The 25566-nt window shown below is 37.1% G+C and carries 23 protein-coding genes; all 23 read left to right on the top strand.

The window, feature by feature from the left end:
- Window positions 1-14 precede the first annotated feature (14 nt).
- Entirely contained in the window at window positions 15-4316 is a 4302-nt protein-coding gene (locus BAU23_RS02020; RefSeq protein WP_071733451.1) for a PolC-type DNA polymerase III, read from the top strand.
- A 333-nt stretch (window positions 4317-4649) separates the two neighbouring features.
- The gene (gene rimP, locus BAU23_RS02015; RefSeq protein ID WP_000359098.1) at window positions 4650-5120 is read left to right on the top strand and encodes a ribosome maturation factor RimP; all 471 of its coding nucleotides are present in this window, start codon (window positions 4650-4652) and stop codon (window positions 5118-5120) included.
- 17 nt (window positions 5121-5137) lie between these two features.
- Window positions 5138-6244: a transcription termination factor NusA gene (gene nusA / locus BAU23_RS02010; protein ID WP_000102601.1), complete on the top strand. Its 1107-nt coding sequence runs from the start codon at window positions 5138-5140 to the stop codon at window positions 6242-6244.
- An 11-nt stretch (window positions 6245-6255) separates the two neighbouring features.
- Window positions 6256-6528: an RNase P modulator RnpM gene (gene rnpM, locus BAU23_RS02005; protein WP_000071123.1), complete on the top strand. Its 273-nt coding sequence runs from the start codon at window positions 6256-6258 to the stop codon at window positions 6526-6528.
- A complete protein-coding gene (locus BAU23_RS02000) occupies window positions 6529-6840 on the top strand; it encodes a YlxQ family RNA-binding protein (RefSeq protein WP_001286519.1) in 312 nt (103 codons plus the stop codon). It abuts the gene before it with no gap.
- Between the two features lie 4 nt (window positions 6841-6844).
- Window positions 6845-8914: a translation initiation factor IF-2 gene (gene infB, locus BAU23_RS01995; protein ID WP_000036350.1), complete on the top strand. Its 2070-nt coding sequence runs from the start codon at window positions 6845-6847 to the stop codon at window positions 8912-8914.
- Window positions 8911-9192 (top strand): DUF503 domain-containing protein, encoded by a 282-nt coding sequence (locus BAU23_RS01990; RefSeq protein ID WP_000582364.1) that lies wholly within the window; start codon window positions 8911-8913, stop codon window positions 9190-9192. The genes infB and BAU23_RS01990 overlap by 4 nt, the downstream gene beginning before the upstream one ends.
- A gap of 15 nt (window positions 9193-9207) precedes the next feature.
- Window positions 9208-9564 carry a 30S ribosome-binding factor RbfA gene (gene rbfA, locus BAU23_RS01985; protein ID WP_000776443.1) on the top strand — a complete coding sequence of 119 codons (357 nt, stop codon included), beginning with the start codon at window positions 9208-9210 and terminating at the stop codon, window positions 9562-9564.
- A gap of 86 nt (window positions 9565-9650) precedes the next feature.
- Complete coding sequence (truB, locus tag BAU23_RS01980) at window positions 9651-10574, top strand: tRNA pseudouridine(55) synthase TruB (protein WP_016130179.1); 924 nt, start codon at window positions 9651-9653, stop codon at window positions 10572-10574.
- Between the two features lie 43 nt (window positions 10575-10617).
- Window positions 10618-11589 (top strand): bifunctional riboflavin kinase/FAD synthetase, encoded by a 972-nt coding sequence (gene ribF / locus BAU23_RS01975; RefSeq protein WP_000766725.1) that lies wholly within the window; start codon window positions 10618-10620, stop codon window positions 11587-11589.
- A gap of 100 nt (window positions 11590-11689) precedes the next feature.
- Entirely contained in the window at window positions 11690-11959 is a 270-nt protein-coding gene (gene rpsO, locus BAU23_RS01970; protein WP_001229392.1) for a 30S ribosomal protein S15, read from the top strand.
- Window positions 11960-12120: 161 nt separating this feature from the next.
- Window positions 12121-14259: a polyribonucleotide nucleotidyltransferase gene (pnp, locus tag BAU23_RS01965; RefSeq protein WP_000076732.1), complete on the top strand. Its 2139-nt coding sequence runs from the start codon at window positions 12121-12123 to the stop codon at window positions 14257-14259.
- A 156-nt stretch (window positions 14260-14415) separates the two neighbouring features.
- Window positions 14416-15315, top strand: a complete 900-nt coding sequence (locus tag BAU23_RS01960) for a polysaccharide deacetylase family protein (protein ID WP_000868215.1) — start codon at window positions 14416-14418, stop codon at window positions 15313-15315.
- A gap of 86 nt (window positions 15316-15401) precedes the next feature.
- Window positions 15402-16643 carry a M16 family metallopeptidase gene (locus BAU23_RS01955; RefSeq protein WP_000593008.1) on the top strand — a complete coding sequence of 414 codons (1242 nt, stop codon included), beginning with the start codon at window positions 15402-15404 and terminating at the stop codon, window positions 16641-16643.
- Between the two features lie 131 nt (window positions 16644-16774).
- Window positions 16775-17026 (top strand): YlmC/YmxH family sporulation protein, encoded by a 252-nt coding sequence (locus tag BAU23_RS01950; RefSeq protein ID WP_001239742.1) that lies wholly within the window; start codon window positions 16775-16777, stop codon window positions 17024-17026.
- Window positions 17027-17196: 170 nt separating this feature from the next.
- Window positions 17197-18099 carry a dipicolinic acid synthetase subunit A gene (dpaA, locus tag BAU23_RS01945; protein WP_016130177.1) on the top strand — a complete coding sequence of 301 codons (903 nt, stop codon included), beginning with the start codon at window positions 17197-17199 and terminating at the stop codon, window positions 18097-18099.
- The gene (gene dpaB / locus BAU23_RS01940) at window positions 18096-18695 is read left to right on the top strand and encodes a dipicolinate synthase subunit B (RefSeq protein WP_001049482.1); all 600 of its coding nucleotides are present in this window, start codon (window positions 18096-18098) and stop codon (window positions 18693-18695) included. The genes dpaA and dpaB overlap by 4 nt, the downstream gene beginning before the upstream one ends.
- A 150-nt stretch (window positions 18696-18845) precedes the next feature.
- Window positions 18846-19892, top strand: coding sequence for an aspartate-semialdehyde dehydrogenase (asd, locus tag BAU23_RS01935; RefSeq protein WP_000414857.1), 1047 nt, complete (start codon window positions 18846-18848; stop codon window positions 19890-19892).
- Between the two features lie 23 nt (window positions 19893-19915).
- Entirely contained in the window at window positions 19916-21148 is a 1233-nt protein-coding gene (gene dapG / locus BAU23_RS01930; RefSeq protein WP_000692462.1) for an aspartate kinase, read from the top strand.
- An 11-nt stretch (window positions 21149-21159) separates the two neighbouring features.
- The gene (gene dapA, locus BAU23_RS01925) at window positions 21160-22038 is read left to right on the top strand and encodes a 4-hydroxy-tetrahydrodipicolinate synthase (RefSeq protein ID WP_016130137.1); all 879 of its coding nucleotides are present in this window, start codon (window positions 21160-21162) and stop codon (window positions 22036-22038) included.
- A 610-nt stretch (window positions 22039-22648) separates the two neighbouring features.
- Window positions 22649-24319 (top strand): ribonuclease J, encoded by a 1671-nt coding sequence (locus BAU23_RS01920; RefSeq protein WP_000823078.1) that lies wholly within the window; start codon window positions 22649-22651, stop codon window positions 24317-24319.
- Between the two features lie 103 nt (window positions 24320-24422).
- A complete protein-coding gene (gene tepA / locus BAU23_RS01915; protein ID WP_000139810.1) occupies window positions 24423-25172 on the top strand; it encodes a translocation-enhancing protein TepA in 750 nt (249 codons plus the stop codon).
- Window positions 25169-25372 (top strand): YlzJ-like family protein, encoded by a 204-nt coding sequence (locus BAU23_RS01910; RefSeq protein ID WP_000605032.1) that lies wholly within the window; start codon window positions 25169-25171, stop codon window positions 25370-25372. Before tepA ends, BAU23_RS01910 begins: the two co-directional genes overlap by 4 nt.
- Window positions 25373-25566: the final 194 nt, after the last annotated feature.

The following is a 25566-nucleotide window of genomic DNA, read 5'->3' as shown; positions in this document are numbered from 1 at the left end:
GAAGGAGAGTGCATATGTCATTAACAAATGAACAACAAGAGCGATTTCAAATTTTGCTCCAGCAGTTGCAAATACCAGACGACCTTATAAATCAATATTTACAAGGTGGTGGTATTGAAAGGCTCGTTATTGATAAAGCGAATAAAAGTTGGCATTTTGATTTACAAGTGCCACGTATTTTGCCTACAGAATTATATGAATTGCTAGAAACAAAGCTTAAGCAATCATTTTCTCATATTGCAAGAACAACATTTGCATTAGAAACAGAGAATAAACAATTTACAGAAGAAGAAGTGAGGGCGTATTGGCCGCTTTGTACGGAACGAATTACATTTTCACCTATGTTTGCTTACTTAAAGAAGCAGCTTCCGCAGGTGAATGGAGTGAAGTTGCTAATAAATGTGAATAATGAGCTGGAATCTACTGCTTTAAAGAAAAACGTAGCGAAACCAGTAGGGGATCAATACGAAACTTTTGGATTCCCACGTTTTCAGTTAGACACACATATACAGCAAAATACAGAAGAAATGCAAAAGTTTCGCGAGCAAACGCAGCAAGAAGATCGTGAACGTGTTATACAAGCTATGGAAGAAATGGCGAAGAAGCAAGCTGAAGAAAGCAGCGTTGTGCATGAAGGGCCGGTTGTACTCGGATATCTTATTAAGCCGGATGAAGAGATTACACCGATGCGAGAAATTCAAGATGAAGAAAGAAGAAAAACAGTTCAAGGGTATGTCTTCCATGTAGAAACGAAAGAGCTTCGTAGTGGCCGTACGTTATTAACTTTAAAAATAACAGACTATACGGATTCAATTATGATCAAAATGTTCTCGCGTGACAAAGAAGATATTCCAATGCTGCAATCCTTGAAAAAAGGAATGTGGGTGAAAGCGCGTGGTTCTGTTCAAAATGATACATTCGTTCGAGATTTAGTAATGATTGCAAATGATATAAATGAAATAGCAGGACCGTCTCGTAAAGATAAAGCGCCAGAAGGTGAAAAACGTGTAGAGCTGCATCTTCACACACCGATGAGCCAAATGGACGCTGTTACTCCTGTTTCTAGACTTGTTGCCCAAGCAGGTAAATGGGGACATGAGGCAATTGCTGTTACAGACCATGCTGTTGCGCAGTCTTTCCCAGAGGCATATTCTGCGGGTAAAAAGGCTGGGGTTAAAGTTATATATGGTGTAGAAGCGAATTTAGTTAATGATGGTGTACCGATTGCATATAACGAAGCGCATCGTTTACTTGCAGAGGAAACGTATGTTGTTTTCGACGTTGAGACGACAGGTTTATCAGCTGTGTATGACACAGTCATTGAGTTAGCTGCCGTAAAGATAAAAGGCGGCGAAATCATTGATCGCTTTGAATCTTTCGCAAATCCACATCAACCATTATCTGCAACAATTATTGAATTAACAGGTATTACAGATGATATGTTAACTGATGCTCCAGAAGTGGACGAAGTGTTCAAAAAGTTTGAGGAATGGATGGGTGACCATACACTTGTTGCCCATAACGCAAGCTTTGATATGGGATTTATTAACGTAGGTTTTAAAAAGGCTGGGCTAGAAAAAACGAAAAACCCAGTTATCGATACGTTAGAACTTGCACGGTTTTTATTCCCAGAAATGAAAAATCATCGATTAAATACAATGTGTAAAAAGCTTGATATTGAATTAACGCAACATCACCGTGCGATTTATGATACAGAAGCAACGGGATATTTACTTGTGAAAATGTTAAAAGATGTGATTGAAAAGGGATTTGAATATCACGATCAACTAAACGATAGTATGGGGCAAGGGGATGCATATAAACGTGGGCGTCCAAGTCATATGACATTACTTGCCACATCAGACGTTGGATTAAAAAATTTATATAAACTTGTTTCATATTCTCATCTGAATTACTTTTATCGTGTACCACGAGTGCCAAGATCTCTATTAAAAAAATATCGTGAAGGCATTATAGTAGGAACGGCTTGTGATAAAGGTGAAGTGTTTGAAGCGATGATGCAAAAAGCACCTGAAGAAGTAGAAGAAATTGCACAGTTTTATGACTATATTGAGGTTATGCCTCCAGAGGTGTTACGTCATTTAGTAGAACGTGAACTCGTTAGAGATGAAGGGCAATTAAAAACAATTATTTCTAATTTAGTAAAACTAGGTGAGACGTTAGAAAAACCAGTTGTTGCTACAGGGAACGTGCATTATTTAGATCCAGAGGATGCAATGTATCGTAAAATTTTAGTAAGTTCGCAGGGCGGAGCAAATCCTTTAAATCGCCATTCATTACCACCCGTACATTTCCGTACAACAGATGAGATGTTAGAGTGTTTTTCATTTTTAGGTGAAGACAAAGCGAAAGAAATTGTAGTAACGAATACACAAAAGGTTGCGTCATTAATTGGTGATGTTCATCCAGTAAAAGATGATCTATACACACCGAAAATTGAGGGTGCCGATGATGAAACGCGTGATATGAGTTATAAAATGGCACGCAGCATTTATGGGGAAGAGCTACCAGAAATTGTAGAGGCTCGTTTAGAAAAAGAATTGAAAAGTATTATTGGACATGGATTCGCCGTTATTTATTTAATTTCACATAAGCTTGTGAAAAAATCGTTAGTAGACGGATATCTAGTAGGTTCGCGTGGATCGGTAGGGTCATCATTTGTTGCAACAATGATGGAAATTACAGAAGTAAACCCATTACCACCGCATTACGTATGTCCAAAGTGTAAGCAATCAGAATTCTTTAATGACGGTTCTGTAGGTTCTGGTTTTGATTTACCAGATAAAGAATGTCCAACGTGTAATGTGTCATACGTAAAAGATGGACATGATATTCCGTTTGAAACGTTCCTTGGATTTAAAGGAGATAAGGTGCCCGATATCGATTTGAACTTCTCCGGGGAATATCAACCACGTGCCCATAACTATACGAAAATACTGTTCGGTGAAGATTATGTATACCGTGCGGGAACGATAGGTACAGTTGCGGAAAAAACCGCTTATGGGTATGTAAAAGGATATGCGAATGATCATAATTTAACGATTCGAAATGCAGAGATAGATCGGTTAGTTGCAGGTTGTACAGGGGTAAAACGTACAACGGGACAGCATCCAGGCGGTATTATTGTAGTACCAGATTACATGGACATATTTGATTTCTCACCAATACAGTTTCCGGCGGATTCAATAGGGGCTGAGTGGAGAACAACGCACTTTGATTTCCACTCGATTCATGATAATTTATTAAAACTTGATATACTTGGACACGACGATCCGACCGTTATTCGTATGTTACAAGATTTAAGTGGTATTGATCCAAAAACAATACCAACGGATGATCCAGAAGTGATGAAAATTTTCTCTGGTCCAGAATCGTTAGGGGTAACGGAAGAACAAATCAACTGTAAAACAGGTACACTTGGTATACCAGAGTTTGGTACGAAATTCGTAAGACAAATGTTAGAAGAGACAAAACCAACGACATTCTCAGAGTTAGTCCAAATCTCTGGACTATCACATGGTACTGACGTATGGCTCGGTAATGCAAACGAGTTAATTTATAATGGTACATGTACACTGAGTGAGGTTATTGGTTGTCGTGATGACATCATGGTATATTTAATTTATCAAGGTTTAGATCCATCATTAGCCTTCAAAATCATGGAGTCAGTTCGTAAAGGTAAAGGTGTACCGGAAGAATGGGAAGAGGACATGAAAAATAATAATGTACCAGGTTGGTATATTGATTCATGTAAGAAGATTAAATACATGTTCCCTAAAGCCCATGCGGCTGCTTACGTACTTATGGCTGTACGTATCGCGTACTTTAAAGTGCATTTTGCACTTTTATTCTATGCGGCATATTTTACAGTTCGTGCAGATGATTTTGATGTAGAAGCGATGGCGAAAGGTTCAGCATCCATACGCGTAAAAATTGACGAAATTGCTCAAAAAGGATTGGATGCAGCGCCGAAAGAGAAGAGTTTATTAACTGTACTAGAAATGACACTTGAAATGTGTGAGCGTGGATACTCATTCCAAAAGGTTGATTTATACCGCTCGCATGCAACAGAATTTATTATTGATGGAGACTCATTAATTCCTCCATTTAATGCAGTACCTGGTCTTGGTACAAACGCAGCTTTAAGTATTGTAGAAGCACGTAAAAATGGAGACTTCCTATCAAAAGAAGACTTACAGCAGCGCAGTAAGGTTTCAAAAACAATTATTGAGTATTTAGATAGTCAAGGTTGTCTAGGAGATTTACCGGATCAAAACCAATTATCACTGTTCTAACAGGAAGGAAAAGTCTTTGCAAATCAATATTTGCTATGGTATACTATAAACCGAGATAACCATGTCATGTATATTTTGTGAAAAAGAGAGTGGGGAAACCCACTCTTTCGTGTTACTATCTACATTTTATCTATGTGGATAGTAAAGATATTTCTGTCGTATATACATATTTTGTTACAAGTTTTACTTCTTAAATTTGGTAATACTAAGACAGATATTCCCTGCTTAACGGCAGGGGCTTTTGTTAGCTAACGAGAAAGAAGAAGATAGACCGTCTGAATGAACGGGATCTTTTCTTGTAAATGGTACATGACGGCAGGAAGGAGGCTGTTTATGGATAAGAAAGTCACAGAAGTTGTAGAAGCATTTGCGCAGCCGATCGTTGAGGAGTTAAATCTTGAACTTGTAGATGTAGAGTATGTGCAAGAAGGACAAGACTGGTTCTTACGCGTATTCATCGATTCTGAAAAGGGAGTCGACATTGAAGAATGCGGTGCGGTAAGTGAACGTTTAAGCGAAGCTTTAGATAAAGAGGACCCAATTCCTCATCTTTACTTTTTGGATGTATCATCTCCTGGAGCGGAACGCCCATTAAAGAAAGAGAAAGACTTCCAGCAAGCGGTAGGGAAACAAGTGGCAATTAAAACATATGAGCCGATTGATGGTGAAAAAATGTTTGAAGGAAAGCTACTTTCCTACGACGGTACTACAATTACACTACTATTAACAATTAAAACACGTAAAAAAGAAATCCAAATTCCAATGGATAAAGTTGCCAATGCGCGACTTGCTGTTACGTTTTAGTAAGAAGGGGGATCTTCATGAGCACTGAGTTGTTAGATGCTTTGCTCGTTTTAGAGTCAGAAAAAGGTATTAGCAAAGATATTATTATTGATGCAATTGAAGCAGCATTAATCTCTGCTTATAAACGCAATTTTAACCAAGCACAAAACGTTCGTGTGAGCTTTAACCCAGAAGTGGGAACAATTCAAGTTTTAGCACGTAAAGACGTTGTTGATAATGTGTTTGATCCACGTCTTGAAATCTCTGTAGAAGAGGCAAGACAAATTAATCCAAACTACCAAGATGGCGACGTACTAGAAATTGAAGTAACGCCAAAAGATTTTGGTCGTATTGCAGCACAAACTGCAAAACAAGTTGTAACACAACGAGTTCGTGAGGCGGAACGTGGTGTTATTTATTCAGAATTTAGTGATCGTGAAGAAGACATTATGGTTGGTATTGTACAGCGCCAAGATGCTCGTTTCATCTATGTAAGCTTAGGGAAAGTAGAAGCTTTATTACCTGTAAGTGAGCAAATGCCAAATGAGCAATATAAACCACATGATCGTATTCGCGTATTTATTACAAAAGTAGAAAAAACAACGAAAGGACCACAAATTTACGTATCACGTACACATCCTGGTCTTTTAAAACGTTTATTCGAAATGGAAGTTCCAGAAATTTATGATGGAACTGTAGAAATTCGCTCTGTAGCGCGTGAAGCAGGCGATCGTTCGAAAATTTCTGTGTATGCAGAGAATATCGATGTTGATCCAGTAGGTTCTTGTGTAGGACCGAAAGGACAACGTGTACAACGCATTGTAGATGAACTAAAAGGTGAAAAAATTGACATCGTTCGCTGGTCAAATGATCCAGTTGAATATGTTGCAAATGCTTTAAGTCCATCACAAGTTGTTAAAGTACTTGTAGATGAAGAAGAAAAAGCAACAACTGTTGTTGTTCCAGACCACCAGCTTTCATTAGCAATTGGTAAGCGTGGACAAAATGCACGTCTTGCAGCTAAATTAACAGGCTGGAAAATTGATATTAAAAGTGAGTCTGATGCGAAACAACTTGGTATTGTAACAGAAGAAGATAGCGTAATCGCATTCGGATTCGATTCAGTTGAAGACGAAATCGAATAGAGGTGATGAGTATGAGCAATCGAAAAGTTCCGTTACGAAAATGTATTGCAACGCAAGAGATGAAATCAAAACGAGAGCTCGTTCGCATTGTTCGTTCCAAAGAGGGCGAAGTGTCTATTGATTTATCAGGAAAAAAATCAGGACGAGGTGCATATTTGTCAAAAGATAAAGAATGCATTATTCAAGCCCAAAAGAAAAATATTTTGGAACATCATCTAAAAGCGAAAATCGACAGTTCTCTGTACGAAGAGCTTCTTGAGCTTGTTGAGAAGGAGTCGAAGTAAGTGTCCGATTGGAAATCGTTTTTAGGACTAGCAAACCGCGCTCGAAAAATTATTTCGGGTGAAGAACTCGTTTTAAAAGAAGTACGAAGTGGCAAAGCAAAGCTAGTATTGCTTTCTGAAGATGCGTCAGCGAACACTACAAAACGTATCATTGATAAAACCACGTACTACAACATACCAATGAGAAAAGTCGAAAATCGACAACAATTAGGGCATGCGATTGGGAGAGACGAGCGAGTCGTTGTAGCTGTGTTAGATGAAGGCTTTGCGAAAAAGCTACGTAGCATGCTCGATACAAATTACCGGGGGTGAAGGTATGAGTAAAATTCGAGTACATGAATATGCAAAAAAAAATAATATCTCAAGTAAAGATCTTATGACAAAACTAAAAGAGATGAATATCGAGGTTTCGAATCATATGACAATGTTAGAAGATGAAGTAGTAAACAAATTAGATAATCAATATAACACTGGAGCAGAAAAACCTTCTGTTGCAGATGAGTTTGAAGTAGAAGAGAAAGTTGTTCGCAGTAAAAAGAACAGTAATAATAAGAAGAAGAAAAAAGGCAAAGGAAATGAAGACAAACGTCAAGATAACTTTGCTGGAAGACAACAAACACAAATAGTAGAAACACCAGATAAAATCACTTTCTCTGGAAGCCTTACAGTAGGTGACCTTGCTAAGAAGTTAAGCAAAGAGCCATCTGAAATTATTAAAAAGCTCTTCATGCTAGGAATTATGGCGACAATTAACCAAGACTTAGATAAAGATACAATTGAGTTAATTGCTACTGATTACGGTATTGAAGTAGAAGAAGAAGTAGTTGTAAGTGAAACTGAATTTGAAACATTCATCGATGAGCAAGATGATGAAGAAAACTTACAAGAACGTCCAGCTGTTGTTACAATTATGGGACACGTTGACCATGGTAAAACAACATTGCTTGACTCTATCCGTAATTCAAAAGTAACTGCTGGCGAAGCTGGTGGAATTACTCAGCATATCGGTGCATACCAAGTTGATGTAAATGATAAGAAAATTACGTTCTTAGATACACCAGGTCACGCGGCATTTACAACAATGCGTGCTCGTGGTGCACAAGTAACAGATATTACAATTCTTGTTGTTGCAGCTGATGACGGTGTTATGCCACAAACAGTTGAAGCAATTAGCCATGCGAAAGCAGCTGGAGTACCAATTATTGTTGCTGTGAATAAAATGGATAAACCAGCGGCAAATCCTGATCGTGTAATGCAAGAATTAACAGAATATGAATTAGTTCCAGAAGCTTGGGGCGGAGACACAATTTTCGTACCAATTTCTGCAATTCAAGGCGAGGGAATTGACAACTTGCTAGAAATGATTCTTCTTGTGAGTGAAGTAGAAGAATATAAAGCAAATCCAAATCGCTATGCAGCTGGTACTGTAATTGAAGCGCAGCTTGATAAAGGTAAAGGAACTATCGCGACATTACTTGTTCAAAACGGTACACTTCGAGTTGGAGATCCAATTGTTGTTGGAACATCATTCGGTCGTGTTCGTGCGATGGTAAGTGATATTGGTCGTCGTGTAAAAGTTGCTGGTCCATCAACTCCTGTTGAAATTACAGGTTTAAATGAAGTACCACAAGCGGGAGATCGTTTCATGGCATTCGCTGATGAGAAGAAAGCTCGTCAAATCGGTGAATCACGTGCACAAGAAGCGTTACTTGCTCAACGTGGTGAGAAATCTAAATTAAGCCTTGAAGATTTATTCCAACAAATCCAAGAGGGCGATGTAAAAGAAATTAACTTAATTGTGAAAGCAGACGTACAAGGTTCTGTTGAAGCAATGGCAGCATCACTTCGTAAAATTGATGTTGAAGGCGTAAAAGTGAAAATTATCCATACAGGCGTAGGTGCGATTACAGAATCTGATGTTATTTTAGCTTCTGCATCTAATGCAATTATAATTGGATTTAACGTACGCCCTGATGTGAATGCGAAGCGTACAGCTGAATTAGAGAACGTTGATGTTCGTTTACACCGTATTATCTATAAAGTAATCGAAGAAATCGAATCAGCAATGCAAGGTATGCTGGATCCAGAATTCGAAGAAAAAGTAATCGGTCAAGCGGAAGTACGTCAAACGTTCAAAGTAACAAAAGTTGGAACAATCGCAGGTTGTTACGTAATCGACGGTAAAATTACACGTGATAGTGGCGTTCGTATTATCCGTGATGGCGTAGTAGTCTTCGAAGGACAACTTGATACGTTAAAACGTTTCAAAGACGACGTAAAAGAAGTTGCACAAAACTATGAGTGTGGTATTACAATTGAGAGATATAATGATCTTAAAGAAGGGGACATCATTGAAGCGTACATTATGGAAGAAGTGAAGCGATGATTATCGCTTCACTCTCATTCGAGTGTATGATTTACGATGTGCATTCTTTAAAAGAGAAACGAGCAATTTTGCAAAGGGTGCTAACTCGTGTGAAGCAGCGTTATAACGTAGCTGTTTCAGAAGTAGGGCATCAAGATGTATGGCAACGTACAGAAATTGCAATTGTTTCCGTATCCTCAAATCGTGTTATCTGTGAAAAAGAAATGAATCGTGTACTCGAGTACATCGATTCATTTCCTGAAATTGAACGTACGATAACACAATTGGAATGGTACTGAATGAGGTGAAGAATTATGAAATTACGTGCAAACCGTGTAGGCGAGCAAATGAAAAAAGAATTAGGCGACATCATCAGTCGTAAAATTAAAGATCCACGTGTCGGATTTGTTACAGTAACAGATGTACAAGTGAGTGGAGATTTACAAATTGCTACAGTATATATTTCTGTTTTAGGTGATGAAGAACAGAAAGAAAGTACATTAAAAGGTTTAGCGAAGGCAAAAGGCTTCATTCGTTCAGAAATTGGCCAACGTATTCGTCTTCGTAAAACACCGGAAATTTCTTTTGAATTTGATGAGTCTATCGGATATGGTCATCGAATTGATACACTTTTACATGAAATTAATAAAGAAGGTAAACGTGAAGAATAATGGATAGACATATGTCTATCCATTTTTTCAATGCAAAATAAGTTTTGGATATTTATTATGAAAGAATTATGATGAGGTGAACATATATGGAAGGTGTAGTATTATTACATAAGCCGAAAGGCATGACGTCACATGATTGTGTATTTAAATTAAGGAAGATTTTACGTGAGAAACGAATTGGTCATACGGGAACATTAGATCCAGATGTAACGGGCGTATTACCGATTTGTGTTGGTAAAGCAACGAAAATTGCACAATTTTTAACAAGTGAGACGAAAACGTATGAAGGTGAAGTAACATTAGGATTTTCTACGACGACTGAAGATGCTTCGGGTGAAGTTGTAGAAACGAAAAATGTAGATCGTGTTATTACACGAAAAGAAGTAGAAGATGTTCTTGCAAAGTTAACAGGAACAATTGAACAAATGCCACCGATGTTTTCAGCTGTAAAAGTAAACGGGAAAAAACTATACGAATATGCTAGAGCAGGTCAAGAGGTTGAACGTCCAGTTCGTACAATTACAATTCACGAATTTGTATTACTTGATGAACGTGAAGTTTTTGAAGGGGAAAACATTTCATTCCGTTTCCGTGTAACGTGTAGTAAAGGAACATATGTAAGAACGCTAGCAGTAATGATTGGTGAAAAACTTGGTTTTCCATCACACATGTCCCATCTTGTAAGAACAGCATCTGGTGAATTTTTACTAAAAGATTGCATATCATTTGAAGAAATTGAAGAAAACGTGCAAAATGGAACAGTAGAGTCTATCTTCATTTCAATTGACGAAGCGTTAAGTAAGTTTCCGAAAATGGTTGTAGATGAAAAGCAAGCAGAAAAAATAAAAAATGGTATGTTCTTAAAGAATGAATTAGAAATAACAGCACCATTTATTACAGTATTTGATAAAAATGATTGTTGCTTAGCGATTTATGAGCACCACCCAAAACACCCTGGTATGCTAAAGCCAATGAAAGTACTTGTGAATAATCAAGAACTAAAGCTATAATGAATTATCGGAAGGATTATTACAGAAAAAGGTGAATTCAAGCGTGAAACTTATTCATTTAACTCATCCACATGAACAAAATAAATTAGAATTACCACCTACTGTAATGGCATTAGGATTTTTTGATGGCATTCATTTAGGACATCAATGTGTGATTCGAACTGCGAAGCAAATAGCGGATGAACGGGGATATAAAAGTGCAGTTATGACATTTTATCCTCATCCATCTGTTGTTTTAGGGAAAAAGGAAGCGCATGTGGAGTATATTACACCAATGCGTGATAAAGAAAAAATAGTCGAAAGTTTAGGAATCGATATATTATATGTTATTAAATTTGATGAATCATTTGCAGGATTATTACCACAACAATTTGTAGATGATTATATTATTGATTTAAACGTAAAGCATGTAGTAGCAGGATTTGATTATTCATATGGACGTTTAGGGAAAGGGAAGATGGAGACTTTACCATTTCATGCAAGAGGGGAGTTTACACAGACCGTGATCGAAAAAGTTGAATATCAAGAAGAAAAAGTAAGTTCTACTTCATTACGAAAGTTAATTCGAAATGGAGAAATGGAGCAGATTCCATCTATTTTAGGGAGAGCTTATACGGTAGAAGGAACAGTTGTGCACGGTGATAAGCGTGGACGCCAAATTGGCTTTCCAACTGCAAATGTAGGTTTAAGTGATGAATATCTACTCCCACCTGTAGGTGTATATGCAGTGAGATTGAAAGTTCACGATGAATGGCACGATGGCGTATGTAATATTGGATATAAACCAACTTTTAAAGAGAATGAGCGCCAATTATCTATTGAAGTACATCTATTTGAATTTAATAAAGATATATACGATCAAAGTGTCACGGTGGAGTGGCATATGCGTATAAGAGAAGAAAAAAAGTTTAATGGTATTGATGAGTTAGTCGCACAAATCGCGAAAGATAAGAAAATCGCCCAAGAATATTTTTCAAGCGCAAAGAATATACTTGCTTTTTCAAATGAAAAGTAGTATTCTATGTTATGTACTTTATGACAACCATTGCTTGGCATTGCGACTCACCGACGCTTGCTAGGTAACTGGGGGTTTAATTAATAGGAGGTGAAATAGGATGGCTTTAACACAAGAGCGTAAAAATGAAATCATTGCACAATTTAGAACTCATGAGACTGATACTGGTTCTCCAGAGGTTCAAATTGCTGTCCTAACGGAGCAAATTAACACTCTAAACGAGCACTTACGTACTCACAAGAAGGATCATCATTCACGTCGTGGTCTATTAAAGATGGTTGGTAAACGTCGTAACTTACTTACTTACCTTCGTAATAGCGATATCACACGTTACCGTGAATTAATCACAAAGCTTGGCTTACGTCGATAGTCAAAGAAGCGGGAATATTCCCGCTTTTTTGTTAGGTAAAAATATATCTTCTACTCTTTATAGCTTATTAAATTTTCGGCAATACTAGAGGAAAGAATATTGTGATATACTATCCATTTACATAGAAGAATTGAATATTTTAAATTGAGAGGGGTACTTAAATGAGTCAGGAAAAGCAAGTCTTCTCGATAGATTTAGCTGGTCGTCAGCTAACAATTGAAACAAGTCAGCTTGCAAAACAAGCGAACGGAGCAGTATTAGTAAGATATGGCGACACAGCAGTTCTATCTACAGCAACTGCATCAAAAGAGCCAAAAAATGTAGATTTCTTCCCACTTACAGTAAACTATGAAGAGCGTTTATATGCAGTCGGAAAAATTCCAGGCGGCTTTATTAAGCGTGAAGGCCGTCCAAGTGAAAAAGCAATTTTGGCAAGTCGTTTAATCGACCGTCCAATTCGTCCACTTTTCGCAGATGGTTTCCGTAACGAAGTACAAGTTGTCAGCATTGTAATGAGTGTTGATCAAGATTGTTCTTCTGAAATGGCAGCTATGTTTGGTTCTTCATTAGCGTTATCGATTTCAGATATTCCATTTGAAGGCCCAATCGCTGGTGCAACAGTTGGTCGTATTAATGGCGAGTTCGTTATTAATCCAACAGTAGAACAGCAAGAACAAAGTGATATTCACCTAGTTGTAGCTGGTACGAAAGATGCAATTAACATGGTTGAAGCAGGAGCAGATCAAGTACCTGAAGAAACAATGTTAGAAGCGATTATGTTTGGTCATGACGAAATTAAACGTCTAATTGCATTCCAAGAAGAGATTGTACAAGCTGTAGGTAAAGAGAAATTAGCAGTAAAACTTTATGAAGTTGACGCTGATCTTAATCAAGCTGTACGTGAAATGGCTGAGAAAGATATGCATTCAGCGATTCAAGTACATGAAAAGCATGCACGTGAAGATGCAATTAACGAAGTGAAAAAGCGTGTAATTGAACATTACGAAGCGCAGGAAGCTGACGCTGACACATTAGGACAAGTAAGTGAGATTTTATATAAAATTGTAAAAGAAGAAGTACGTCGTCTTATTACAGTTGAAAAAATCCGCCCAGATGGCCGTAAAGGTGACGAAATCCGTCCATTAGCATCAGAGGTTGGTATTTTATCTCGTACACACGGTTCTGGTTTATTCACACGTGGACAAACACAAGCACTAAGTATTTGTACATTAGGTGCATTAGGCGATGTACAAATTTTAGATGGTCTTGGTGTAGAAGAATCAAAACGCTTTATGCACCATTACAATTTCCCATCATTTAGTGTTGGTGAAACAAGACCGATGCGTGGACCAGGGCGTCGTGAAATTGGTCACGGTGCACTAGGAGAACGTGCTCTTGAGCCTGTAATTCCATCTGAAAAAGATTTCCCATATACAGTACGTCTTGTATCTGAAGTTTTAGAATCAAATGGTTCTACTTCACAAGCAAGTATTTGTGGTAGTACTTTAGCAATGATGGATGCTGGTGTTCCACTTAAAGCACCAGTTGCAGGTATTGCAATGGGTCTAGTTAAAACTGGTGAGCATTACACAATTTTATCTGATATTCAAGGTATGGAAGATCATTTAGGTGATATGGACTTTAAAGTAGCAGGTACAGCAAAAGGTGTAACTGCACTGCAAATGGACATTAAAATCGATGGTCTATCTCGTGAAATTTTAGAAGAGGCATTACAACAGGCGAAAGTTGGTCGTGTGCACATTCTAAATCATATGTTATCTGTTATTGCAGAGCCACGTACTGAATTATCAGCGTATGCTCCAAAGATCATTACAATGACAATTAACCCAGATAAAATCCGTGACGTTATTGGGCCGAGCGGTAAACAAATCAATAAAATTATTGAAGAAACTGGCGTTAAAATTGATATCGAGCAAGATGGTACAGTATTCATTTCTTCAATAAATCAAGAAATGAATGACAAAGCTAAGAAAATTATCGAAGATATCGTTCGTGAAGTACAAGTAGGTGAAATCTACGAAGGAAAAGTGAAACGTGTTGAGAAATTCGGTGCTTTCGTTGAATTATTCAGCGGTAAAGATGGATTAGTCCACATTTCTGAATTGGCACTTGAGCGTGTAGGTAAAGTAGAAGACGTTGTGAAAATCGGTGATGTAATTACAGTTAAAGTTATCGAGATTGACAAGCAAGGTCGTGTGAACCTATCTAGAAAAGTATTGCTAAAAGAAGAGCAAGAAAAAGAAGCTGCGAAAGAAGAAAATAAACAAGAGCAGCAATAAGTAAAAGCCAGTTAAACTGGCTTTTTTTGTTATGTAAAAAACATGATTTGCATATATTTTTATGTCAGTATAGGTATAGTTTTCATCATAACGCTCAAATTAACAAAGATAAGAAGAAAATGGTTTTCTTTTTATATAGTTAATGGGAGGGTTTATATGAAAGTTCGTATATTTGCATACATATTAATATTTTCTTTATATGTTGGTTTAGGCTCTTATTCCGTTTTTGCTCAAGATAGTTTGTATGAAGAAATTCAAAAACAAGCAAAACAGTATGAGGTTGTTCCGCAAAATGCGGTGATTGATAAGATTTGGAAAGCGACACCAGGATATAATGGAAGACAAGTGGATGTAGAAGCATCCTACAATAATATGAAGACGCTCAAGAAGTTTGATCAACAACAACTTAAATTCAAGGAAGTATCACCGAGTGTCCATCTAAAAGATTTACCACCAGCTCCCATTTATCGAGGGCACCCAAATAAAAAAATGGTGGGATTAACAATTAATGTGGCATGGGGCAATGAGTATTTGCCTCGTATATTAGAGATATTGAAAAAACATGATGTGAAGGCGACTTTCTTTTTAGAAGGACGTTGGGTGAAAGAAAATTTGAGGTTTGCAAAGATGATTGTAGATGCGAATCAAGAAGTAGGAAATCATTCTTACACACACCCCAATATGAAAACGTTATCTTCGGAGGAAATACGAGAGCAATTGCAAAAAACGAATCAAATGATAGAAGTAGCTACGAATCAAAAGGTGAGATGGTTTGCTCCTCCAAGTGGAAGTTTTCGGGATGAGGTAGTAAAGATAGCAGATGATTTTCAAATGGGTACGATTATGTGGACGGTAGATACAATTGATTGGAAGCGACCAGAACCAGGCGTGCTATTGCAGAGAGTAATGCGGAAAATACATCCAGGTGCTATCGTGCTAATGCATCCTACTTCATCTACAACGGAAGCATTAGAAACTATGATTAAAAATTTGAAGGAACAAGGATATAAAGTGGGGAATATAACAGAATTACTGGATGAAAAACGTGTAGATTAAATACATTTGCATGACATTCATCCTTAAACTTGTTATCATTAAATAATAGCAATTATTTAGAGAAACTGGCATTAGGAGGAAAGTTTTTGATTAAAAAATATACGTGTAAAAATGGTGTAAGAATTGTTATGGAGAATATTCCAACTGTACGCTCAGTTGCGATTGGTATATGGATCCATGCAGGTTCAAGAAATGAAAATGAAAAAAACAATGGGGTTTCGCACTTTTTAGAGCACATGTTCTTTAAAGGGACAGAAACACGTAGCGCGCGAGAAATTGCAGAATCATTTGATAGCATTGGCGGACAAGTAAATGCTTTTACTTCAAAAGAATATACATGTTACTATGCAAAGGTGTTAGATGAGCATGCTAAATACGCGTTAGATGTTTTAGCAGACATGTTCTTTAATTCAACATTTGATGAGGAAGAACTGAAAAAAGAGAAGAATGTTGTATGTGAAGAAATAAAAATGTACGAAGATGCGCCAGATGATATTGTACATGATATGTTAACGAAAGCAACATATGAAACGCATCCGCTTGGATATCCTATTTTAGGAACAGAAGAAACACTTGAAACATTTACAGGTGATACGTTACGTCAATATATAAAAGATCATTACACACCTGAAAATGTAGTTGTATCAATTGCAGGAAATATTGATGAATCATTTTTACAAATTGTAGAGCAATATTTCGGTAATTACGAAGGCACAACAAATCGTGAACAAGTACATAGCCCAATTTTCCATTTCAATAAAGTATCACGTAAGAAGGAAACAGAACAAGCTCATTTATGCTTAGGATATAAAGGCTTGCAAATGGGACACGAAGATATTTATAACTTAATTGTATTAAATAATGTTTTAGGCGGTAGTATGAGTAGCCGTTTATTCCAAGAAGTACGTGAGCAACGTGGATTGGCGTACTCAGTATTCTCTTATCACTCTTCTTATGAAGATACAGGGATGTTAACGCTTTACGGTGGAACAGGTAGCCAACAATTAGATACACTGTATGAAACAATGCAAGAGACGTTAAATACGTTGAAAAATACAGGTATTACAGAAAAAGAGCTTGTTAATAGTAAAGAGCAATTAAAAGGAAACTTAATGTTAAGTTTAGAAAGTACGAATAGTCGTATGAGCCGTAACGGTAAAAACGAATTACTTCTTCGTAAACATCGTTCTCTTGATGAAATAATTGAAAGTGTAAATACTGTAACAAAACAAAATGTAGACGAATTAATTCGTAACATGTTTACAGATGAATTCTCTGCGGCACTTATTAGTCCAGATGGAAAATTACCAAAAGGAATGAAACTTTAGTTGGTTTTATGATTCATTCCTTTTCGAGAATAATCGTATCTCATTTATATGAGGTACGGTTATTTTTTTTATATATGCAGAATAGGTACTTATTATAGGAGGCTTTTATAAAAAGATAAGGGGGAGATTTCATGCGTTTAAGTGAATTAAGTGGTAAAGAGATTGTGGATTTAGAAAGAGCGGAAAAAATGGGAGTTTTAGGTCACGCAGATGTAGAAATTAATGAGCGAGACGGGCGAATACAAGCTCTTATAATACCGCTTGGGAAATGGGGAGGCTTTAAAAGAGAACAACAAGAAGTGAGGGTGGAATGGAACCAAATTAAGAAAGTGGGACACGACATGGTAATTTGCGATTTTACAAATCATACAAAGTCAGAATGAAAGATGACCGTTTTGGTTGTCTTTTTTCTTATTTTTATATAGAGCAGATAAAACATGTGTGCTTTTTGTTTTTCAATCACCTCAAACTCGTACATTACATATGATGTGGAGGAAAAAGAAAAAGTAGGCATTTTTCTTATAAATGAAAGAAAAAGAAGGTGAATTAGGGAATGTTGACTGAGATGCATATCGCTGTCATAGGAGGAGATGCACGGCAGCTAGAAGTAATTCGCAAGTTAGTTGAACTAGATGCGAAACTTTCATTAATAGGGTTTGAACAGCTAGATCATGGCTTCACTGGGGCAGCAAAAGAAAGTATACAGGATTTAAATTTCGCTGCTTTAGATGCCATTATTTTGCCAGTTGCAGGGACGAATGCCAAAGGAGAAGTAGATACTATTTTTTCAAATGAAAAGGTTTCTATTACGCAAGAGCAAATTGAAAAAACACCAGAACACTTTACTATATATTCAGGTATCGGAACACCTTATTTGGAGAATCTTGTATCCACTACGAATCGAAAACTTGTAAAATTATTTGATCGTGATGATGTTGCAATTTATAACTCTATTCCGACTGTAGAAGGTACACTAATGATGGTTATTCAACATACTGATTATACAATCCATGGATCGAATGTAATGGTTTTAGGGTTTGGTAGAACTGGTATGAGTGTAGCAAGAGCCTTTCAATCATTAGGAGCACATGTCAAAGTAGGAGCGAGACGATCGGAACATATTGCTCGTATTACAGAAATGATGTTTTCTCCTTTTCATATGCAAGACATAGAAAAAGAAGTAGGTAATATCGATATTGTGATTAACACAATTCCGCATCTCGTTGTGACAGCGAATGTTATTTCAAAAATGCCAGCTCATACGTTAGTAATTGATTTAGCTTCGAAACCAGGCGGTACCGATTTTAGATATGCGGAGAAAAGAGGAGTCAAGGCGTTGTTAGCACCTGGTTTGCCGGGTATTGTTGCTCCGAAAACAGCCGGACAAATTTTAGCGAACGTTCTTTCTCAGTTACTAGCAGAAGGTGCAATAGCAAGAAAGGAGAATGGGGAATGAATTTAAAAGGGAAAAGAATAGGATTTGGTTTTACAGGTTCACATTGTACGTATGAGGAAGTGATGCCTCATTTAGAAAAATTAATTGCTGAGGGAGCAGAAGTACGTCCCGTTGTTTCTTACACTGTTCAATCAACAAATACTAGATTTGGAGAAGGAGAAGAGTGGATTAAAAAGATTGAAGAAATAACAGGTTTTAAGGCAATTAATTCAATCGTTGGCGCAGAACCACTAGGACCTAAAATTCCACTAGATTGCATGGTGATTGCACCACTAACAGGAAATTCTATGAGTAAATTTGCAAATGCAATGACAGATTCTCCAGTACTAATGGCAGCAAAAGCGACGCTAAGAAATGGAAAGCCTGTTGTGTTAGCTGTTTCGACGAATGACGCTTTAGGGCTTAATGGGGTTAATCTCATGCGCCTAATGGCTACAAAAAACATCTACTTCGTCCCATTCGGCCAAGATGCACCAGAGAAAAAACCGAACTCAATGGTAGCTCGTATGGAGTTACTTGAAGATACAGTATTAGAAGCATTGCAAGGGAAGCAATTGCAACCTGTTGTTGTAGAAAAATTCAGATATATGAATTAAAAAACGAAAAAAAACGGACAATTTTTGATGAAACCATCATTCTTACTGTAGAATATGATAAAATTAACGTTATTAAGATTGGGAGGGGCATTTTATGCTCCTTCTAATTCTAAGTTATAGAAGGATTGGTATCTAGAAAGGGGCATAGTGATGGAAAAGCAAAAAACTTTTCATGTCGCTGTAGTTGGAGCAACCGGCGCAGTTGGTGAACAAATGTTAAATACTTTAGAGAAACGAGAATTTCCAATCGGGAAATTAACGTTACTTTCATCTAAACGATCTGCAGGTAAGAAACTTGTATTTAAAGGCGAAGAATTTACAGTTCAAGAGGCAACTCCTGAAAGTTTTGAAGGAGTAGATATCGCACTATTTAGTGCTGGTGGATCTGTATCGAAACAATTAGCGCCAGAAGCAGCAAAGCGCGGTGCGATTGTTGTTGATAATACAAGTGCATTCCGTATGACAGAAAACGTGCCACTTGTTGTACCTGAAGTAAATGAAAACGACTTAAAAGAACATAATGGTATTATTGCAAATCCGAACTGTTCTACAATTCAAATGGTAGTAGCTCTTGAGCCAGTTCGTCAGCAATATGGTTTAAAACGAGTAATCGTTTCCACATATCAAGCTGTATCAGGTGCTGGTGCGGCAGCGATTGAAGAACTTCATGAACAATCACAAGCAATCTTAAATGGCGAAGAAGTTAAGGCGAATGTTTTACCTGTATCAGGTGACAAAAAACATTACCAAATTGCTTTTAATGCGATTCCACAGATTGATAAGTTCCAAGATAATGGATTTACGTTTGAAGAAATGAAAATGATTAATGAAACGAAAAAAATTATGCATATGCCTGAATTAGAAGTAGCGGCAACATGTGTACGTTTACCAGTTGTATCAGGGCATTCTGAGTCTGTTTACATCGAAGTAGAAAAAGAAGGCGTAACAGTAGCAGAATTAAAGAGCTTACTTGCAAATGCGGAAGGTATTGTTCTGCAAGATAATCCAGAAGAGCAGTTATATCCAATGCCAGCTACTGCAGTAGGTAAAAACGAAGTATTCGTTGGAAGAATCCGTAAAGATTTAAATAACGATAAAGGATTCCATCTTTGGGTCGTATCTGATAACTTATTAAAAGGCGCTGCATGGAATTCTGTTCAAATTGCAGAGCGCTTAGTAAAATTACAATTAGTGTAAACGGCTAAGAGAAGGTGCAAAATATGAAAATAATTGTTCAAAAATTTGGTGGCACATCAGTACGCGATGAAAATGGACGTAAGCATGCGCTTCATCATATAAAAAAATCGTTAGCTGCTGGTTATAAAGTAGTTATTGTCGTATCTGCTATGGGCCGTAAAGGTGAACCATATGCAACTGATACTTTGTTAAGTCTTGTAAATCAAGAGGAATCTCGCATTTCTAATCGTGAGCAAGATTTATTATTATCATGCGGAGAATTAATCTCAGCAATCGTCTTCTCTAACATGTTAAATGAGAACGGTATAAAAGCAGCAGCGTTAAATGGTGCACAAGCTGGTTTTGTAACAAATGATGATTTTACGAATGCTAAGATTATTGAAATGAATTGCGATCGCGTACATGAAGAGTTAGAAAATGTAGATGTAATCGTCGTTACAGGATTCCAAGGACAAACGAAAAAAGGTGATACGACAACACTTGGACGCGGAGGTAGCGATACTTCAGCTTCAGCATTAGGTGTTGCGCTTCATGCTGAATTTATTGATATCTTCACAGATGTAGAAGGTGTTATGACTGCGGATCCTCGTATTGTAAAAGATGCACGTCATCTTCAAACGGTAACGTATAACGAAATTTGTAACATGGCATATCAAGGTGCAAAAGTCGTTCATCCACGTGCAGTTGAAATTGCGATGCATGCAAAAGTGCCGCTTCGTGTACGTTCTACGTATTCTGATAGTGAAGGTACGCTTATTTCAGCATCTGATGGTGCTACAAAAGGCCGTGATGTAGAAGAACGACCTGTTACAGGTATCGCTCACGTATCAAATGTGACGCAAATTAAAGTGCTTGCAAAAGAAACGGCATATGATTTGCAACAGCATGTGTTTAAAGAAATGGCGAATGAAGGAATAAGTGTCGATTTAATTAACATTTCACCTACTGGAGTAGCTTATACGGTGAGTGATAATGTATCAAGTCGTGCAGTTGAATTATTAAAGAACCTTGGATATGAGCCAATTGTGACAGAGCATTGTGCAAAAGTATCTATTGTAGGAGCTGGAATGGCAGGATACCCAGGGGTTACTGCGAAAATCGTTACAGCTTTAGCGGAAAAAGGTATTCAAATTCTGCAATCAGCAGATAGTCATACGACAATTTGGGTTCTTGTAAAAGAAACCGATTTAGTGGAGGCTGTAAATGCATTACATAGTGCGTTTGAGCTTTCAAAAGAAAAGCAACTGGAACAATAAGGAGTGAGACCATGATAGATTTTGGGACAATTGCAACCGCGATGGTAACACCGTTTGATATAAACGGGAATATCGATTTTGCAAAGACAACGAAATTGGTAAATTATTTAATTGATAACGGTACAACAGCAATTGTGGTAGGAGGAACGACAGGTGAATCTCCTACATTAACATCAGAAGAAAAAGTAGCGTTATATCGCCATGTCGTAACTGTTGTCGATAAAAGGGTGCCCGTAATCGCTGGAACAGGTAGCAATAATACACATGCCTCTGTTGACTTAACTAAAAAGGCAACAGAAGTTGGTGTTGATGCAGTTATGCTAGTGGCGCCGTATTATAACAAACCGAGTCAAGAAGGAATGTATCAGCACTTTAAAACGATTGCTGAAAGCACGCCACTTCCGGTTATGCTATATAACGTTCCAGGGCGATCTATTGTACAAATCTCCGTTGATACAGTTGTTCGTTTATCAGAAATCGAAAACATTGTTGCGATTAAAGATGCAGGCGGCGATGTGTTAACAATGACAGAAATCATTGAAAAAACAGCGGACGACTTTGCAGTATACAGCGGTGATGACGGTTTAACGTTACCGGCTATGGCAGTTGGGGCGAAAGGTATCGTTTCAGTAGCATCTCATGTTATTGGAAACGAAATGCAAGAAATGATTGCAGCGTTCCAAGCAGGAGAATTTAAGAAGGCGCAAAAATTACATCAATTACTTGTAAGAGTAACGGATTCATTATTTATGGCGCCAAGCCCAACTCCAGTGAAAACAGCGTTACAAATGGTGGGATTAGATGTAGGTTCTGTACGTTTACCGCTTCTTCCATTAACAGAAGCAGAAAGAGTAACGTTACAATCTGTAATGCAATCCATTCCTCGTTAATAAAAAATGACCTAGTGTGAAACTAGGTCATTTTTATTTTTTTAACTAACTGTAGTAACATTCCTTAGAGTTAATAGGATGTAGGGGGAAGGGGAAATAACATTTAATTAGTTATATACTGATTGCATAGTTAATATATTATGAAACATTTTCAGTGCATATAGTTTTATATTCATGCAAAGAAATCGCATGAATATTTTTCCATTAAACTCTTGTGGAGTAGGAAAAATAATAAAGATGATATGAATTTCACCCTCGTAAATTATAACCTCATTTTAATGTCTTCTCTTGTCTTTCGCATAATTTAACTTGTGTTCTATTTCTTGTATCAGGTATAATATGGCTAAGTAGCTTAGTACGGGTATGCTTAGCAAAATTGGGAAAAATTATGATTCAATGAAATTTTCATATCATATCGAATAAGATATTTGATTTATATAATGAAAGAGAGGTGAAACCTGGTTTAAAAAATAAACAAGGACATGATATCGCATAACGGTAAGGACATTCGTCTTGGACGGTGAATATATGGTGGTTGTAGAGTTTCCCCTGGTGTCTCTACAATTTTAGTGAAATCAGTGTTTGCAAGATTTTTAAACCAGGCAACAACATGAAGAGAAAAGAGAATGAGTCTGTTAAAGTATTTGCTCTTGGTGGAGTAGGTGAAATCGGGAAAAACATGTACTGTGTTGAAATTGATTCTGAAATCTTTATTGTAGATGCAGGATTAATGTTCCCAGGAGATGAAATGTTTGGAATTGATATCGTTATTCCTGATATTACATACTTAGTGGAAAATCAAGAGCGAGTAAAAGGTTTATTTATTACTCACGGTCATGAAGATCATATTGGTGGAATTGTTTATGTACTTCGTAAATTATCTATTCCAGTGTATGCAACGAAATTAACAGTAGGACTTATACAAGAAAAACTTGGCGAAGCGGGCATGTTAGGCCGTGTAGACTTAAAAACAATCGATTCAAATTCAACAGTAGATTTTAATACTACAACGGTGTCATTCTTTGGAACGACACATAGTATTCCGGATTCTGTTGGTGTTTGTTTCCATACATCAAAAGGTGCTGTAGTGTATACAGGGGACTTTAAATTTGATCAAACTCCAATTGGAAATAATGGAGCAGATCTTGGGAAAATGGCGCAAATCGGAAATGAAGGCGTACTTTGCTTATTATCTGATAGTACAAACGCTGAGCGTCCAGGCTACACAGGTTCGGAAAAAGAAGTTGGTGTAGAAATTTCTAAAGTGTTCTACGGTGCAGAAGGTCGTATTATCGTTGCTTCATTTGCATCAAATGTACATCGTATTCAACAAGTATTTGATGCGGCTGCTGAAACAGGAAGAAAAGTAGCGGTAGTAGGACGTAGTATGGTGAAAGTAGTAGACATTGCAAGACGTCTTGGTTATTTAGATGTTCCAGAAGGTATGGTTATTTCATTACAAGAAGTAGACAATTTCCCAGAGAAAAAGGTAGCTATTTTAACGACAGGTAGTCAAGGGGAACCGATGGCAGCCCTTTCTAGAATGGCGAAGCAAGCTCATAAACAAATTTCAATTCGTAAAGGTGATACGGTTATTATTGCAGCTTCACCAATTCCAGGAAATGAAATATCTGTATCAAAAATTATTGACTTGTTATTTAGATCTGGGGCTGAGGTTATTTATTATGGTGAAAGAAAAGTACACGTTTCAGGTCACGGTAGCCAAGAAGAGTTAAAACTAATGTTAAATTTAATGAAGCCGAAGTATTTTGTACCCGTACATGGTGAGTTCCGTATGCAAAAAGCACATGCATATTTAGCGGAAGATGTAGGTATTGCGAGAGAAAATATCTTTATTGTAGAAAAAGGCGATGTAATTGCTTTTGGCGATGAAGAAGCAAACTTAGTTGGTAAAGTGCAAGCTGGCAATGTTTTAATTGATGGATTAGGTGTTGGCGACGTTGGTAATATTGTTCTTCGAGATAGAAAGATGTTATCTCAAGATGGAATTTTAGTTGTTGTTGTGACACTTGGTAAAGATGAAAAGAAAATTATCTCTGGTCCAGAAATTATTTCACGTGGTTTCGTATATGTACGTGAATCAGAAGCGTTGATCGAGCGATCTACAGATATTGTACGTATGATTGTTGAACAATCTATTAAAGAATATTCAATTGAATGGTCTATGTTAAAACAAAATATTCGTGAATTATTAGGGCAGTTCTTGTACGAAGAAACGAAGAGAAAGCCAATGATTTTACCGATTATTATGGAAGTATAAAGAAGATCACCTTTACAGGTGATCTTTTTCTTTTTTAAACCCTATCGAATGAAATTTATAACTTAAGAAATAATAGTTATATACGAGTGAAAGGGGATACGATATGACAGAACGTGATCGTTATACAAATGAAGAAAAAGAAGCTGAGCCGAAAGAAATTCCGAAAGAAGCTTCTATAGTGGAGAAAATTCAACAACTTGGACAGACGAATGTCCCGCAAATGAATGAATCGCGTATTCATTGTTTAACAATTGTTGGGCAGGTGGAAGGTCATATTCAGTTGCCGCCACAAAATAAAACAACAAAATATGAGCACATCATTCCGCAAATTGTCGCGATTGAACAAAATCCGAAAATTGAAGGCTTACTTTTAATATTAAATACAGTTGGAGGTGACGTTGAAGCTGGGTTAGCAATTTCTGAAATGGTGGCTTCGCTTTCAAAACCAACTGTCTCTCTTGTTTTAGGAGGAGGGCATTCAATTGGTGTACCGATTGCGGTCTCAACCGATTATTCATTTATTGCCGAAACAGCGACGATGACAATTCATCCAATTCGTTTAACAGGTCTTGTTATAGGTGTGCCGCAAACATTTGAGTATTTGGATAAAATGCAAGAAAGAGTCATTCGATTTGTGACAAAGCATTCGAAAGTAACGGAAGATCGTTTTAAAGAGCTTATGTTTGCAAAAGGGAATTTGACGCGAGATATTGGGACGAATGTAATAGGTGGAGATGCAGTGAAGTATGGTCTTATAGATGATGTCGGCGGTATTGGTGGCGCGCTGCGGAAGTTAAACGAATTAATTGATGCGCGTGTGGATAATCAGACAGAAGGGACAATGCTACAATGATTTTATATACAATTATGCCAGAGCAACTTGTATATCCGGCCGATTATTCACAATGCGAAAGTCAAAAAGTTGTGAATGTAAATGGCGTGGAATTAATGGTCTCTGAGGAGGATAATCAATGTTACTCGATTGTACGTGTGCTAAGTACGAATCCGTCTCACTACCTAGAGTTTGAGCCTGGACAGAAAATTACCTTTTAGCAAAAAGAAGGATTTTGTTTAGAAGCTATGGTATAATATAAAAAACAAGACGGTTGAGCAGCCATGAGTAGGCTGCTTTCTTCTGTTTATTTAACATTTTACAAGAAGTGTAAAAATAGAAGATATAAAGACCAGAAAAATAGAGAGAAAGACATATAAGTAGAGCTTTTTTTAGGAAGTTGTACTTAATTTTT

This window comes from Bacillus nitratireducens, assembly GCF_001884135.1.
Taxonomy (GTDB): Bacteria; Bacillota; Bacilli; order Bacillales; family Bacillaceae_G; genus Bacillus_A; species Bacillus_A nitratireducens.
The sequence above is the reverse complement of the archived record's forward strand: the minus strand, read 5'-3'. Positions and strand labels throughout refer to the sequence as shown.

What these genes read in the sequence shown, in the direction of transcription:
- BAU23_RS02020 (WP_071733451.1), top strand. Translation starts at nt 15, where the DNA reads ATGTCATTAACAAATGAACAACAAGAGCGATTTCAAATTTTGCTCCAG.
- rimP (WP_000359098.1), top strand. Translation starts at nt 4,650, where the DNA reads ATGGATAAGAAAGTCACAGAAGTTGTAGAAGCATTTGCGCAGCCGATC.
- nusA (WP_000102601.1), top strand. Translation starts at nt 5,138, where the DNA reads ATGAGCACTGAGTTGTTAGATGCTTTGCTCGTTTTAGAGTCAGAAAAA.
- rnpM (WP_000071123.1), top strand. Translation starts at nt 6,256, where the DNA reads ATGAGCAATCGAAAAGTTCCGTTACGAAAATGTATTGCAACGCAAGAG.
- infB (WP_000036350.1), top strand. Translation starts at nt 6,845, where the DNA reads ATGAGTAAAATTCGAGTACATGAATATGCAAAAAAAAATAATATCTCA.
- BAU23_RS01990 (WP_000582364.1), top strand. Translation starts at nt 8,911, where the DNA reads ATGATTATCGCTTCACTCTCATTCGAGTGTATGATTTACGATGTGCAT.
- rbfA (WP_000776443.1), top strand. Translation starts at nt 9,208, where the DNA reads ATGAAATTACGTGCAAACCGTGTAGGCGAGCAAATGAAAAAAGAATTA.
- truB (WP_016130179.1), top strand. Translation starts at nt 9,651, where the DNA reads ATGGAAGGTGTAGTATTATTACATAAGCCGAAAGGCATGACGTCACAT.
- rpsO (WP_001229392.1), top strand. Translation starts at nt 11,690, where the DNA reads ATGGCTTTAACACAAGAGCGTAAAAATGAAATCATTGCACAATTTAGA.
- pnp (WP_000076732.1), top strand. Translation starts at nt 12,121, where the DNA reads ATGAGTCAGGAAAAGCAAGTCTTCTCGATAGATTTAGCTGGTCGTCAG.
- BAU23_RS01960 (WP_000868215.1), top strand. Translation starts at nt 14,416, where the DNA reads ATGAAAGTTCGTATATTTGCATACATATTAATATTTTCTTTATATGTT.
- BAU23_RS01950 (WP_001239742.1), top strand. Translation starts at nt 16,775, where the DNA reads ATGCGTTTAAGTGAATTAAGTGGTAAAGAGATTGTGGATTTAGAAAGA.
- dpaA (WP_016130177.1), top strand. Translation starts at nt 17,197, where the DNA reads ATGTTGACTGAGATGCATATCGCTGTCATAGGAGGAGATGCACGGCAG.
- dpaB (WP_001049482.1), top strand. Translation starts at nt 18,096, where the DNA reads ATGAATTTAAAAGGGAAAAGAATAGGATTTGGTTTTACAGGTTCACAT.
- asd (WP_000414857.1), top strand. Translation starts at nt 18,846, where the DNA reads ATGGAAAAGCAAAAAACTTTTCATGTCGCTGTAGTTGGAGCAACCGGC.
- dapG (WP_000692462.1), top strand. Translation starts at nt 19,916, where the DNA reads ATGAAAATAATTGTTCAAAAATTTGGTGGCACATCAGTACGCGATGAA.
- dapA (WP_016130137.1), top strand. Translation starts at nt 21,160, where the DNA reads ATGATAGATTTTGGGACAATTGCAACCGCGATGGTAACACCGTTTGAT.
- BAU23_RS01920 (WP_000823078.1), top strand. Translation starts at nt 22,649, where the DNA reads ATGAAGAGAAAAGAGAATGAGTCTGTTAAAGTATTTGCTCTTGGTGGA.
- tepA (WP_000139810.1), top strand. Translation starts at nt 24,423, where the DNA reads ATGACAGAACGTGATCGTTATACAAATGAAGAAAAAGAAGCTGAGCCG.
- BAU23_RS01910 (WP_000605032.1), top strand. Translation starts at nt 25,169, where the DNA reads ATGATTTTATATACAATTATGCCAGAGCAACTTGTATATCCGGCCGAT.